8 protein-coding genes are annotated in these 14,687 nt (G+C 67.5%); 6 read left to right on the top strand and 2 right to left on the bottom strand.

The window, feature by feature from the left end; genetic code table 11:
* Positions 1–305: 305 nt before the first annotated feature.
* Positions 306–2,399, top strand: a complete 2,094-nt coding sequence (locus tag AC6LKG_RS20815) for a PhoX family protein (protein ID WP_498167634.1) — start codon at positions 306–308, stop codon at positions 2,397–2,399.
* Between the two features lie 126 nt (positions 2,400–2,525).
* On the opposite strand, the gene AC6LKG_RS20810 is transcribed toward AC6LKG_RS20815, so the two are convergent.
* Positions 2,526–2,831: a hypothetical protein gene (locus tag AC6LKG_RS20810; RefSeq protein WP_498167631.1), complete on the bottom strand. Its 306-nt coding sequence runs from the start codon at positions 2,829–2,831 to the stop codon at positions 2,526–2,528.
* Between the two features lie 222 nt (positions 2,832–3,053).
* Between AC6LKG_RS20810 and AC6LKG_RS20805 the strand changes: the two genes are divergently transcribed.
* The 3 genes from AC6LKG_RS20805 (at position 3,054) to AC6LKG_RS20795 (ending at position 6,396) form a co-directional block, all read left to right on the top strand.
* Complete coding sequence (locus tag AC6LKG_RS20805; protein WP_498167628.1) at positions 3,054–4,700, top strand: methyl-accepting chemotaxis protein; 1,647 nt, start codon at positions 3,054–3,056, stop codon at positions 4,698–4,700.
* Positions 4,701–4,974: 274 nt separating this feature from the next.
* Positions 4,975–5,574 carry a nitroreductase family protein gene (locus AC6LKG_RS20800; RefSeq protein WP_498167625.1) on the top strand — a complete coding sequence of 200 codons (600 nt, stop codon included), beginning with the start codon at positions 4,975–4,977 and terminating at the stop codon, positions 5,572–5,574.
* Positions 5,575–5,781: 207 nt separating this feature from the next.
* Positions 5,782–6,396 carry a hypothetical protein gene (locus AC6LKG_RS20795; protein ID WP_498167623.1) on the top strand — a complete coding sequence of 205 codons (615 nt, stop codon included), beginning with the start codon at positions 5,782–5,784 and terminating at the stop codon, positions 6,394–6,396.
* A 14-nt stretch (positions 6,397–6,410) separates the two neighbouring features.
* On the opposite strand, the gene AC6LKG_RS20790 is transcribed toward AC6LKG_RS20795, so the two are convergent.
* Entirely contained in the window at positions 6,411–7,343 is a 933-nt protein-coding gene (locus AC6LKG_RS20790) for a hypothetical protein (protein ID WP_498167620.1), read from the bottom strand.
* Positions 7,344–7,537: 194 nt separating this feature from the next.
* Here AC6LKG_RS20790 and proA point away from each other — a divergent pair, with 194 nt between their 5' ends.
* Positions 7,538–13,513: an anti-phage protein ProA gene (gene proA / locus AC6LKG_RS20785; RefSeq protein WP_498167617.1), complete on the top strand. Its 5,976-nt coding sequence runs from the start codon at positions 7,538–7,540 to the stop codon at positions 13,511–13,513.
* A gap of 416 nt (positions 13,514–13,929) precedes the next feature.
* Entirely contained in the window at positions 13,930–14,658 is a 729-nt protein-coding gene (locus tag AC6LKG_RS20780; RefSeq protein ID WP_498167614.1) for a DUF4377 domain-containing protein, read from the top strand.
* The last annotated feature ends 29 nt before the right edge of the window (positions 14,659–14,687 follow it).

The following is a 14,687-nucleotide window of genomic DNA, read 5'->3' as shown; positions in this document are numbered from 1 at the left end:
CTGGAACGCAAGTTCCAGCGGGCGTTTTGCTTGGCGGCGCCAGGTCGGGTGATTTTGGCCTGGTCAGGCCTGGCCGCCGTGCCGGGGGGATCTGCCCCGGATCGCGCGCCCAGGGGGCGGCTGCGGCGGGGTGCCGCGTCAATGGCTGTGCCGCGCCGGTCTTGAGGTTCAGCCTTCTTCGTTCAGCTTCTTATCATAAACCTTTCATTTTGCTGTTATTTACGCGTCATGTTCGGGAACGATCATGCCGCCAGGCTGGCTCGCGGGTGTGTCAGTCGAAAACACCAACAATGACAGGAAAACTGATGAGCGCTTCGGATCAGGACGACATCGCGTCCAACCCTTCCCAGGCAGTGCATTTCAATGAAGTGGTGCGCCGCGCGGTATCGCGCCGCGGCTTTCTAAAGGCTGGCCTGGGCGCCGGCGCCGTCGGCTTCATGGGCGCGGGCCTGACGGCCTGTGGAGGCGATGACGACGATGATGGCGATTCGCCGGGCACCACGCCGGGCGGGGAAGATCCGTCCAAGCCGGTGGCGCTGAACTTCAAGGCGGTGCCGATCAGCACGGCCGATACCGTGGTGGTTCCCGAGGGCTATCAGTTCGCGGTGATCAACCGCTGGGGCGACCCACTGTTCGCGGGCGCGCCGGCCTTCAAGGCCGACGCCAGCAACGGCGGCGACGATCAGGCTCGCCAGCTCGGCTACAACCACGACGGCATGCATTTCTTCCCGATCGATGGCACCGACAGCGCCAACGGCAGCAGCGTGGAAGGCCTGATGGTCACCAACCACGAATACACCACGCCGGAATACTTCTATCCGGTTGGCGTACAACCCGGCAATGCGCAGTGGAACCTGGACTGGGTGCGCAAGTCGCAGCACGCGCACGGCGTGTCGGTGCGTCATCTGCGCCTGAGCAACGGCCAGTGGGAACCGGTGTTGGACTCGCCTTTCAACCGCAGCGTCAATGCCAACGTCGCCATGCAACTGGTGGGGCCGGCCGCGGGCAATCGCCTGGTCCGCACCAACGCCGATCCGTCGGGCACGCGCTGTTTTGGTACGTTTGGCAATTGTGGCAACGGCTACACGCTGTGGAATACCTACCTCACGTGCGAAGAGAATTTCACCGACTACTTCGGCGTCGGCACGGCCGATCCCACCACGGTGAACTATCCGGATGCCGAGTACCAGGCGCACATGGAGCGCTACAAGGGCGCGGGCAAGACTTCCAGCAGCTCGTACCGCTGGGACCACTACGACAACCGCTTCAACTGGGCGCTGGAGCCCAATGAATACAACCGTTGCGGCTGGGTCGTCGAGATCGACCCGTTCGATCCGAACTCCACCCCCAAGAAACTGACCGCGCTGGGTCGCTTCAAGCACGAGAACGCCGCGATGACGCTGGCCGACGACAAGCGCGTGGTGGTCTACATGGGCGATGACCAGGTCAGCGAGTACATCTACAAGTTCGTGTCCGACGGCAAGTACGATCCGGCCCGCCCGGCGCTCAATCGTTTGCTGCTGGACAAGGGCACGCTGTATGTCGCGCGCTTCCTGGACGGCGCCGCGCAGGGCGATGCCATGGGGGTGGGCGAATGGATTCCGCTCAAACTCGACACGCCGGCCGAAGCCGGTGGCACCCTGGGCGCGCTGTTCAACCAGGATATGGGCGAGTTGCTGGTCAAGACCCGCCAGGCCGCCGACGCGGTCGGCGCCACGCCGATGGACCGGCCCGAGTGGATCACCACCCATCCGACCACGCGCGAAGCCTATGTCACGCTGACCAACAACAGCGCGCGCGGCGGCGGCGCCACCCGCTACCCGGGCGGGCCGCAGCATCCGGGGGCCGATGATGCCAATCCGCGCACCGGCAACCAGTACGGCCAGATCGTGCGCTGGCGCGAGAAGAACGGCGACCCGGCCTCGCTGGCTTTCGAATGGGATATTTTCGTGCTGGCCGGCAATCCGACGCTGTATCCGCGCAGCGACCTGCGCAGCGGCTCGGCCAACATCACCGCCGATAACACCTTCAACAGCCCCGACGGCCTGGCTTTCGACAAGCGCGGCCTGCTGTGGATCGAGACGGATGGCAATTATTCCAATGCCGGCGCCTATGCCGGGCAGGGCAATAACCAGATGCTGGTCGCGAACCCGGCCACCAAGGAAATCCGCCGGTTCATGACCGGCCCGATCGGTTGCGAAGTGACCGGCCTGACCTGGACCCCTGACCAGAAGTACCTGTTCATCAACATCCAGCACCCGGGCGAGGGGCCGAGTGTGACGGACGCGCAGAACAATCCGCTGATGGCTTCCAAGTGGCCGGACGACGCGACCGCGAGCCGGCCGCGCCCGGCCACGGTGGTGATCTGGAAGCAGGACGGTACCGCCGTCGGTACCTGATGGCGCAAATGTGCCGGATGGCCGCGGACCCGCCGTCCGCGCCACCGGCGCAAGGCGCGCGTGGCCGGCCCCGGGGGGGCCGTTTTTTTTTGCGCCGCCGGCGCGCGCGGGAGACGCGGGTGGCCGCTAGTGCAGATGGTGCCCGAAGGCGATGGCAGCCCCCACGAACGTCGCCGCGCCGATGGCGGCCAGCCAGTAGGCCCGCCTGGCGTCCAGGGCCTGGGCGCGGCCGAAGCCCACCAGTAGCGCGACCAGCGACCACACGCCACTGAAGGCGAGCAGGGTCAGCGTGTAGACGAAGTCCGAGAGGTCGTAGCCGCCACCACCTATGGGAGGGGATTGCGGACTGCGGGGCCAGAGCAGCGCCACGTGCCACGTGACGACCAGCGCGAACAGGGCCAGCCAGATCTGGAAACGGCGGTCTTTCAGCATGACGGGTTCCGACGATAGGCGAATGCGTAGTCTGCCAGCATCGGGCGGAATATTGGCCGGACCGGCATCGTTCTTCGTGTCGTGGCCAATACGGACCGCGCCCTGGAGCGCGCAGTGACGTTTTTTGAAATAGTTATATATAATTAAAATTGTTTTATTAATAGTTTTTATAAATTAAATCGATAGGCACGCCGGTTTGCGCCAGCCGCCGCAGGAGGTTTCATGCAGGACTCCCATTCCCCTTTACGCACCACCCTGCGCAGCACGGGCGGCTTGATCATGCTCGGCTTTGCCGTCGTGCTGTGCCTGATGGTGTTGCTGACCGTGGTCGGCATCGCCCAGGTCAATCGGATGAATGGCGCGCTGACCGCCATCAACGATGTCCATGGCGTCAAGCAACGCTACGCCATCACGTTCCGCGGCAGTGTCCACGATCGTTCCATCGCGCTGCGCGATGCGGTGCTGGCCAATCCCGCTGAATTGCGCGCGCTGGTGGCCGACATTGAGCGCCTCAAGCGCCAATACGGCGAGGCCGCCGTGCCGATGGATGCCTTGTTCGCGCGCGGCGCCGATGTCCTGGCGCAGGAGCGCGATACCCTGGCCGGCATCAAAGAGGTCGAGGCCCGCACGCTGCCGATGGTGCAGCGCCTGCTGACGGTCCTGCAACAGGGCGATGCGGCCCAGGCGCGGCCGTTGCTGGACCAGCTCCGGCCGCTGTTCGTGCAGTGGCTGGCGGCCATCAATCGCATGATCGATCTGGAAGAGCACCTGATGAAAGAGCAGAGCGACATGGCGCGGCGTGTGGGCATCGATTTCCAGCAATTGATGCTGGCGTTGACGGGCGCGGCCATTCTGCTGGGGGCCGGTCTGGCCTGGTTGATCGCGCGCCGCATCACCCGCGCGCTGGGGGCCGAGCCGGCGGCGCTCAAGCGCATCGCGCAGGCCGTCAGCGCCGGCGATCTGGCCAGCCCGATCTCTGTCAGGGCCGGCGACGGGCACAGCATCCTGGCCACGCTGGCGGCCATGCAGCGCAATCTGGCCTCGGTGGTGGGTGGCGTGCGCCAGCATGCCGACGCGGTGTCGGTGGTGAGCGTGCAGTTGGCCGAGGGCAACGCCGACCTGTCGGCGCGCACGAGCGACGAAGCACGCGCGCTGCGCCAGACGGCCGAATCCATGCAGGCGCTGACCGACGCGGTCAAGCGCAACGCGCACGAGGCGCAGGAAGCCGGCGTGATGGCGGGCCAGGCCATGGACGCCGCGCGCCAGGGCAGCCAGACCATGCAAGCGGTGATCGATACGATGCAGCATCTGTCGCAGGCCTCGGCGCAGATTTCCGATATCACTTCCGTGATTGAAGGCATTGCCTTCCAGACCAACATCCTGGCGCTCAATGCCGCGGTCGAGGCGGCGCGCGCGGGCGAACAGGGCAAGGGCTTTGCCGTGGTCGCCAGCGAGGTGCGTTCGCTGGCGCAGCGTTCGGCCACCGCCGCCAAGGAGATCAATGGGCTGATCTCGCAATCGGCCGATACGGTGCGCCAGGGCGTGGACCGGGTGGGCGCGGCGGGCCAGACCATGGATCTGATCCTGGATGCGATCACGCAGACCACGGCGACCATGGATGGCATTGTGCAGGCGTCGGCAGAGCAGACCGGGCGCATCGAGCACGTGGCGCACGTGATCGCGCAACTGGATGAGGACACGCAGAAGAACGCGCGCCGGGTGCAAGAGGCCTCGGCCGGCGCCGAGGCGCTGCGGGCACAGGCGGCCGATTTGCGGCAGGCGGTGGCGGCGTTCCGGGTAGGCGCGGCCGGCGCCACGCCACAGGCGCATCGCGCGCCGGTCGGCGGCGCGCGGCTGCTGCCGGCCTGAGTGCGCCGCGTCCGGCCGCACGGGGCGGAATGGCGCCCGCGGCCGGCAACGATGGCCACGGCAGTGCGAAATGGCCGGGCCGCTCCCGTCGGGCGGTGGCTGCGGATCGATGCCGGATCGATGCAATCCCGGTCCATTCGCTACAAAACTGGAACAGTTTGTTCCGCGAAAAAGCGCGCTTTTGGGCCGCCGGGCGGTGGTCGCGCGCGGCGTCGGCCAGTAGAATTTGTTCACTCGTTCTTCCCCTATCTACCAGTCGAAAGGCATCCCCCTCATGAGCAACGCATACCTCGACGCACTGAAGAAGCGCCGCACGCAGTATTCGCTGGGCCGCAACCTGTCCGCCTCGAAAGAGGAACTGGCGACCCTGATCCAGGACGCGATCAAGCACAGCCCCTCGTCGTTCAATTCGCAAAGCTCGCGCGCGGTGATCCTGTTCGGCGCCGAAAGCGACAAGCTCTGGAACCTGGCTATCGAGGAAGTGCGCAAGGTCGCCCCGGCCGAAGGCTTCGACAAGACCGAAGCCAAGCTCAAGAGCTTTGCCGCCGGCGTCGGCACCGTGCTGTTCTTCGAAGACCAGGACGTGGTGCGCAGCCTGCAGGAAAAATTTGCGCTGTACGCCGACAACTTCCCGGTGTGGTCGGAACAGGCGGGCGGCATGGCCCAATTGTCGGTCTGGACCGCGCTGGCCAACGCCGGCGTGGGCGCCAGCCTGCAGCACTACAACCCGCTGATCGACGCCGCCGTGGCGGGTGAATGGAATGTGCCCGCCAGTTGGAAGCTGCGCGCACAGATGCCGTTCGGCTCGAACGAAAACGGCTTCGGCGAAAAGGCCTTCATGGACGACGCCGAACGCTTCCGCGTGATCGGTTGAGGCGGCGGGTCTGGCGCGCGGCGCCGGGCCAGGTCGCGGAACCCGCAGGCCCCCGGCATGGGGACTGCGGGTTTTTTCATTGGGCGGCCGAACCGGTGCGAGCCTGGCGCCGGGCGGCCCGCGCCGCCCGGTCGGCGCGCTGCGGGAGGCTTCGCGCCGCGGGCAGGCATAATCGGAGGTTTTGTCCGCATACAGAAAGGCCCCATCGTGACCGACGCCGTACCCATCAGCCAAGCCGACTACGAACTGCCCCTTGAGACGCTGGAAGCGCATCTGCTGGCACAGCGCCAGCGCGCCGCCGATGTGGTCAAGGCGGCAACGCGCAAGTGGACCTGGGTGCGCCATGGCGCATTCCTGGCGTCCATCGTCATCGTCGGCATCGAGAAGCTGGTCACCGGCAAGGTGGGCGCGCATACCGCCGTCTTTGCCAGCGTGATGCTGTTGATGGCGCTGAGCTTCATCGCGGCCGCCAAGACCCGCGGCATCATCAAGCGCCTGGGCAGCGGCCAGCCGACGCCCAAATGGGTGCTCAAGCGCATGATCCGCAAGACGATTTTCAAGGGCGCCGGCAGCCTGAAGGGAACGGCGCGCTTCTATCCGGAGCGCTTCGTGCTGGACCAGAACGGCAGCCATTTCGAATCCGAATACGAAAACGACAAGATCGCATTGATCGCGTTGACGCCGGATTATCTACAGATCATCCCGGTGCAGCGTCCGGATGTGGCGGACGAGGTGTATTTCATTCCGCTGGCGCAGGTCAGCCAGCCGGAGGAATTGCTGAAGTTCCTGGGCGGTAAGCCGAATTACGTGGATGCGGCCTGAGGCACAGCGGGCGTTTATTCGTAAGCCTGCTTCGCCGCCGACCACTTGAACGTGCGCTTCCACTTGCCGCCCTGCTGGCGTAACTGGATGTCGAAGTAGCCGCCGGTCTTGCCCGGCAGGATGACCAGGGAATTGCTGGCGTCGGATTCGTCGTGTTCGCGCGTGCCATCGGGGTTCCAGTCGCCGGCGATGGATTTGACGAACGACATGGGCTGGGCGAACACCACCTTCAGGGCCGCGCCATCGATGCGGAACAGGTACAGCGCCTCGAAGTCGGCGCCGCCGCCGGCATAGCCCTCGCTCCAGCCGGCGCGCAGGCCGAAGGCGGTGGCGCCGGGGGCGATGCGGTAAGGCGCCAGGTCGAAACGCTTCCAGCTTTCGGGCGTGGACAGCATTGGCGCGCCGGCTTCCTGCATGGCCAGGTCCATGGGCGGGTCGATTTCAGTGTCGCTCCAGTCGGTCGGCGCCGCCACCGGGACCTCGCTGCGGGCCACCAGGCGGGGCGCGGCGCCGGGCGTCGATTCGAACACGCCCACCCATATCTCGTTCTTGTCCTGGTCGCGCGACAGGTCGGCGCAGTCGCCGCCGCCGAACTGCCTGAGCCGTTCCGCCCGTTCGGCGCTGGCCGCCAGACACACCAGCGCCACGTAGGATCCGGGGCGCTGCGGCCAGGCCCTGGCGCCAGCCAACAGCAGGCGCTTGGGGTTCTGCCCGGGCGCAAGCTGCTGCAACAGGAAGGCGCTGCTGAAGCCCGGCGGCAGTTGCACACCCAGGCCGTCGGGCCGTGGGGCGCCGCTCATCTGGCTGTCGTACATCTTGCGGGCGTCCTGCGTCTTGATGGCGCCGGGCACCTGGTCCAGGGATTGCACCCGGGTGTCGGCGCGCGCCAGCGGGGCGTGCAGGGGAAGGGCCAGTGAGCAGAGCAGCAGAGCGGCGCGGATACGCATCGGGGTGGCCCGGCGGCGTGCCGGGCGGGTAGTGTCGTTGTCTGATTATCGCCGAACGCGGCTGACACGCCGCCGGGCCACGCCGGTGCCGCATCGGGCGCTACGGGTGTGGACGTTGGGGCAGTGGCGAATAGTCCTTCGATTTCCGTCTATAGTGCCCGGTTGACGGCGATGAACCGAGCAGAGAGAGACCGATGGACAAGCGACAAGACCTGGACTCCCCGGCCATCCAGGAGAGCGCGGCGCATGCCGCCGGGACGGCCGGCCCGGCGCCGGTCGCGCCGGACGCCATCACGATCGACATCGAGGCCGACCCGACGCTGGGTTATGCCTCGATCCAGAACGCGGTGCCGGTGCTGCGGTCGCTGCGGCTGACCAACCGCTCGCAAGAGACCTTCGACAACGTCGAAATCGCGATCCGCTGCAATCCGGCGTTCGCCCAGGGCGTGCGGCTGCACTTCGACGTGCTGGTGCCCGGCGAAATCCGCCGCATCGCGCCGCTGGACCTGGCTCCGGACCATGCCTACCTGGCCGCGCTGCAGGAAGCACAGCGCGCCGCCATCGAAGTCACGGCGCTGGCCGGCGGCGGGGAAGTGGGCCGCGCCACGCAATCCGTGACCGTGCTGGCCTATGACCAGTGGGCCGGCACCCGCGCGCTGCCGGAATTGCTGGCCGCGTTTTCCATGCCGAACAATCCGGCCGTGGATGCGTTGATCGGCAAGGCCGCCCGGCTGCTGCGCGAACAGCACAGCGACCTGACCATGAACGGCTACCAGTCCAAGAGCCGAGACGTGGTCTGGAAGCAGGTGTCGGCCATCTACAGCACGCTGGCGGCCGAAACGTTGCATTACGCCGAGCCGCCTGCCTCATTCGGCGTCGACGGCCAGAAGATCCGCACGCCCGAGCGCATCCTGGAGGCCCGCGTGGCCACCTGCCTGGACCTGGCGATGTTGTTTTCGTCGTGCCTGGAGCAGGCCGGGCTGCGCCCCGTGATCCTGATGAAGGAAGGCCACGCCTGGGTGGGGGTGTGGCTGCACCCGGCGTGTTTTCCCGACCCGCTGACCGATGATGTGCAGGCCGTGCGCAAGCGCGTGGACAGCGGTGAATTCCTGGCGTTCGAGACCACCGGGATCGCCCAGCATCCGAGTTTCCGGCCGTCCTTGCGGCTGGCGCTGGAGCAGGGCGCGGCGCACCTGCGCGAAGCGGATTCCTTTCGCTATGCCATCGACGTGCATCGCGCGCGCGAGTTGCAGATCAAGCCGTTGCCGTCGCGCGGCGCCAGCCTGGAACCGGACGCGACGCCGGCTCCCGAAGCGCCAGCGGCCATCGAGCCGATGCCGGCGCTGCCCCCGCTGGACCCGGAGTTCGTCATCAGCCTGGAACCGGCCGATGACACGCCCGAAGGCCGTCTGGCCAGGTGGAAGTCGCGCCTGCTCGACCTGACGCTGCGCAACCGGCTGCTGAATTTCAAGCACACCAAGTCCACGCTGCCGCTGGTGGTCCCCGACCTGGGGCGGCTTGAAGACGCCATTGCCGATGGCAGCGAGTTCCGTATCCGGCCCCTGCCGGCGGCCTTGATGGAGGGCAGCGACCCGCGCGTGGCGCAGGTGCATGTCGACCGTGGCGGCCGCGCGCCGCTGGACGACATGGCGCTGGAGGCATTGGCCAGCCACGAACTGATCGCCCGCGTGCCGCAGGACGCGCTGGACGCCAACCTGTTGAATATTTTCGGCGCCGCGCGCACCGGCCTGGAAGAAGGTGGCGCCAACACGCTGTACCTGGCGCTGGGCATGTTGCGCTGGACCGAGCATCCCGCCGCCGAGAGCATTCACCTGGCGCCGCTGATCCTGTTGCCGGTGTCGCTGCAGCGCCAGTCGGTGCGCAGCGGCTTCCGGCTGGTGCGCCACGATGACGAGACCATCATCAATCCCACCTTGCTGCAGATGCTGCGCAACGACTACGAGTTGCGCATCCCCGGCCTGGATGTGTTGCCGAGCGACGACAAGGGCGTGGACGTGGCGCGGGTGCTGCAGGCGTTCCGGCTGGCGGTGCGCGAGATCGCCGGCTGGGAAGTGCTGGAGCAGGTGCACCTGGGGATTTTCTCTTTCACCAAGTACCTGATGTGGAAGGACCTGCAGGACCGCAGCGGCCAGCTCAAGGCCAACCGCGTGGTGCGGCACCTGATCGACCATCCCGGCCAGGCCTTTGCGCAGCAACCCTGGGACCCGCGCCTGGACCACCTGGACGACAACTACCGGCCCGAAGACCTGCTGACGCCGCTGCTGTCGGATTCCTCGCAATTGAAGGCGATCTGCGCGGTCGACGCCGGCCGTGACCTGGTGCTGGAAGGTCCGCCCGGCACCGGCAAGAGCCAGACCATCACCAACCTGATCGCGCACCTGCTGGCGCGCGGCAAGTCCGTGCTGTTCGTTTCCGAGAAAATGGCGGCGCTGGAAGTGGTGTATCGCCGCCTGGCCCAGATCGGCCTGGGGCCGTTCTGCCTGGAACTGCATTCGTCCAAGGCGCGCAAGTCCGAAGTGCTGCAGCAATTGGGCCGGGCGCTGGAGCTGGGCAGCCAGCGCACCAGCGATGAATGGAACCGCGAAGCCGAGCGTCTGGGCGAGCTGCGCCAGGCGCTTAACGGCCTGGTCGAGGCCCTGCACCAGCGGCACCCCAACGGCCTGACGGTCTATGACGCCATCGGCACGGGCATCCAGCACGCCGGCCAGGAAGCCTCGCCCATGTTCTGGCCGGATGCCCAGGCGCACGATGAACAAGGCCTGGCGCGGCTGCGCGAGGCGGCGCGGCGCATGGCGACGCTGTCGGGCGAGCTGGGCGCGTTGCATGGCCACGCGCTGGCGCACATCGGCATGACCGAGTGGAGCCCGAGCTGGCAGGACGCGCTGCTGGCGGCGGCGCGGACGCTGGACCAGGCGGTGGATGCTTTCAAGGCGTGCGTGGCCGCTGCCGGCGCGGAACTGGGCGTGTCGGCAGCCGGGTTGAGTCTGGACGCCTGCGCGCGCCTGGACACGCTGATCGAGGTCTTGCTGGCCGCGCCGCGCGTGCCCGCCGGCCTGGCCGCGCAGGCGCACGATCCGGCTGCGCGCGTGCGGGTGCAGGCGCTGGCCCGCCATGGCCTGGCGCGCAATGCCGGCTGGGCCGAGGTCGGCGCGGCCTGGCAGGCGCGGCTGGCGGACCTGGACGCCGCGGCGCTGCGGGCCGAATGGCAGGCCGCCTGCGCCGCCTGGTGGCCCAAGTCGTTCTTCGCCAGGCGCGGCATGCGCAAGCGGTTGGCGGCGTTCCGCGCCGACGCACGCCGCCCGGACGACGCCGCCATCGCCGCCATGCTGGAACCCCTGGCGCGAGTGAATGCCGAAGACCGCGAACTGGCAGCCTTGAAGGCCGACGCCGAGCGCCTGTTGCTGAACGACTACGCTGGCCTGGATACGGACTGGGAGCAGATCGGACGCCATGAGCAATGGGCCGAGCGCTTTGCCGAAGCGGTCACGCTGATGGCCGGCGATCCGCTCGCCGCCACCGCGCTGCGCACGCGTCTGCAGCCGCTGGTGGGCGAGAACCGCGCCTTCCTGCAGCCGGGCGCGCCGCTCGGCCAGCGTTTGCTCGACACTCGCGACGCCTGGCGCGCGCTGTGCGAGCATCTTGCCGCGCTGGAGGCGCTGGCGCGGCCGACTGCGCCGCTGGCAGGGGCGCCCGGCGATGACGGTGCGCTCGAGCGCATGCAGACGGTGCTGGCCGCCTGGCGTCTCAAGAAGCGGAGCCTGATGTCGTGGTGTGTCTGGCGCCAGGCACGCGAACAGGCGGTCGACATGCAGTTACAGGGCCTGGTCGCGACGCTGGAATCGGGACGCGTGCCGCTGGCCGAGGTCGAGGCCCATTTCGAATTCAGCTACCGCGATTGGTGGGTCAAGAAGGTCATCGACCATTCGCCGCTGCTGCGTTCGTTTTCCAGCGCCGACCACGATCGCAAGATCCGCGAGTTCCGCCAGGCCGACGACCGTTTCCAGCAACTGACGTGCGCCCATATCGCGGCGTTGCTGGCGGGCAAGGTTCCCGCCGGCAACGCCGTCCTGGTCAGTCCCGACAGCGAACTGGGCCTGTTGCGCCGCGAGCTGCAGAAGAAGACGCGCCATGTGCCGGTGCGCCAATTGATGCAGCGCCTGCCGACCTTGCTGCCACGGCTCAAGCCCTGCCTGCTGATGTCGCCGCTGTCGGTTGCGCAATACCTGGACGCCGGCCATTCGCAGTTCGACGTGGTGGTGTTCGACGAAGCCTCGCAGATCCCGGTGTGGGATTCGATCGGCGCGATCGCGCGCGGGCAGCAGCTGGTGGTGGTGGGCGACACCAAGCAGTTGCCGCCCACCAGCTTCTTCAGCAAGTCGGCCAGCGAGGACGACGGCGCCGGCGATGATGGCCAGGTGGAAGACCTGGAGAGCATCCTGGACGAATGCCTGGGCGCCGACATGAATCGCCTGCGGCTGCAGTGGCATTACCGCAGCCGCCACGAAAGCCTGATCACGTTCAGCAACGTGACCTACTACGATTCGCAGCTGATCACCTTCCCGTCGCCGGTCACCGACGACGTGGCGGTGCGGCTGGAACGCGTGGCCGGGGTCTACGACCGCGGCGGCAGCCGCAGCAACCGCGCCGAGGCCGAGGCCATCGTCCAGGGCATCGAGCAACACTACCTGGACCCGGCCCGGCGCCGCCAGAGCCTGGGCGTGGTGACCTTCAACCAGCCACAGCAATCGCTCATTGAAACCCTGCTGGACGCGCGCCGCCGCGCCAATGCCGCGCTGGACAAGGCCATCGCGGCGCAGGCGCGCGAACCGCTCTTCATCAAGAACCTGGAGAACGTGCAGGGCGACGAGCGCGACGTGATCTATTTCTCGATCACCTACGGTCCGGACGCGGCCGGCAAGATGACGATGAACTTCGGTCCCCTCAACGGCGAAGGGGGGCACCGCCGCCTGAATGTGGCGATCTCGCGGGCTCGCGAAGGCGTGGTGATCTACAGCACGCTGTCGCCGGAGCAGATCGATCTGTCGAGGGTCCGCGCCGCCGGCGTGCGCGACCTGAAGCACTACCTGGAGTTCGCCCTGAAGGGCCCGCGCGCGCTGGCGGCGCAGTCGCTGCCCAGCGGCCGCCAGCCCGACAGCCCGTTCGAGGCGCAGGTCATCAAGGTATTGCGCGAGCGCGGCTGGGTGGTGCATCCGCAGGTCGGTTGCTCGGGTTACCGCATCGACATGGGCGTGGTCGATCCGCGCGCGCCGGGACGCTACCTGCTGGGCATCGAATGCGATGGCCGTGCCTACCATGCCGGCGCCACCGCGCGTGACCGCGACCGTCTGCGGCAGGTGGTGCTGGAAGGACTGGGCTGGCGCCTGCACCGGGTCTGGTCGACCGACTGGTGGATCAATCCCGAACGCGAAGTGGAAAAGCTGCTGGCCCGGCTGGACGCCGAACTCGAGCGCAAAGAGGAAGAGGCGCCGGCGGAGCCCGAGCTCCCGCCCGAGGCGGACGATGAGGTGGCGTTCACCATCACCACTGACGATGGCTCGGTGCCCGGCTCGCGTGAACTGGCAGGGACGCCGATGGGCGGCTTCGATACCTACCCGGTGACCGACCTGGCGGCGGGCGATGCGCAGGCGTTCTACGCGCAGGCCAGCAATCAACGGCTGAGCGCCGATTTGCGCCAGGTGATCGAGACCGAAGGGCCGTTGCCCGAAAGCGTGCTGCATCGCCGGGTGGCGCGGGCCTGGGGCCTGGAACGCACCGGTGCGCGCATCGTCGAGCGCCTGCGCCAATTGACCCCCGCCGGCAATCGCCGCACCCGTGAAGGCGAGGTCACTTTCCTGTGGCCGGCGGACGTGCAGCCGGCGGCCTGGACGGGGTTTCGCGGCGCGGGCGAGCACGAGGCCTCGCGCCGCCGCGTGGACGATGTCTGCCTGGAAGAGCTGGCCAATGGCGTGCTGCGGGTGCTGGCCATGACCGGCAACGCCCCGCGGGCGGACGTGGTCAAGTCGGTCTGCCGCCTGCTGGGATTGTCGCGCACCCTGGCGGATGCCGAGGCGCGCCTGGGGCTGGCGCTGGCGGCCCTGATGGCGCAAGGCCGGGTGCGCGAAGCGGCGGGGATGCTGCGGGTCGATTGATATGGTGCGGTCGCGTCATGGCGAGAGGACGCGCGCATCGATGCCGCAAAGATCCGCATTACTGCGCAGCATCGTTGCGCGGGCGGGGGCGCGTGCGTGTCAGAAAGTAATTGCCCGCCGGACGGCGATCCGCCCGCCCCGGGCGCTGATATCGGCCGCGCCATCGCAGGCAAGCGGGGAAACGGACGAAGGTTTTGAGGTCAGCTTGCGTTCAGCAAAGCGGCAAGATTTTGATACGTCCGGGGACGGAACCCGGCCAATTCGTCCACGCACCGGACGTAGAATCCGGGTTTTCACCAGTGCCATCCGGCTGATAGGAAAAACCCATGAAAAAAACAATGCTCCTGGCGTCCGTCTGCGCCGTGCTGCTGCAGGCTTGCGCACCGGTTTCCTCTCCTGGCGAAGGATCTTCCACCATGCCCACCCCTGCCTCCATGCCCGCCGCGAATGCGTTGAGCCTGCCCGCCTATCACTGGCGCCTGGTGTCGGCCACCGATGCCGCGGGCAAGTCCATCCCCGCGCTGCAAAAGGGCGTCGAACAACCGCTGCGCCTGTCGTTCACGGCCGACGCGCTGAACGTGCGCGGCGGCTGCAACACGCAATTCGGCGGCTACACCTATAAGGACGGCGTGTTGCATGCCGCCAACCTCGCCTCGACGATGAAGGCGTGCGAACCCGGCCTGATGAAACTGGATGCCGAGATCGGCCAGCGCCTGAAGGGCGACCTGCGCGCCACGCTCAGCGGCGAGTCCACCGAACCGGCCCTGGAACTGGTGGCGCAGGATGGCAGCGTGCTGAAGTTCGTCGGCGAGCCGACGCCGGAAACCTTGTACGGCAGCGCCGGCGAGATCATGTTCCTGGAAGTGGCGCCCAAGCGCGCCGATTGCAGCCATCCCATGATCCCGCGCTACCAGTGCCTGATGGTGCGCGAGCGCCGCTATAGCGACGCCGGCGTGCAGCTGCCGCCGCAGGAAGACTGGCACCCGCTGTACCAGTCGATCGAAGGCTACGACCACCGTGATGGCGTGCGCACCGTGCTGCGCGTCAAGCGCTACGACTGGAAGAACCCGCCCGCCGATGCGCCGTCGAAGGTGTATGTGCTGGATATGGTGGTCGAGCAGGACGCCTCGGGCAAGCAGAAGTGAACCTGGGCCGTGCCCGCATCGGCGCGGCG

Source organism: Achromobacter sp. 46006 (genome assembly GCF_059761975.1).
Note: the sequence above shows the minus strand (reverse complement) of the source record. Positions and strands in the feature narration are given on the sequence as shown.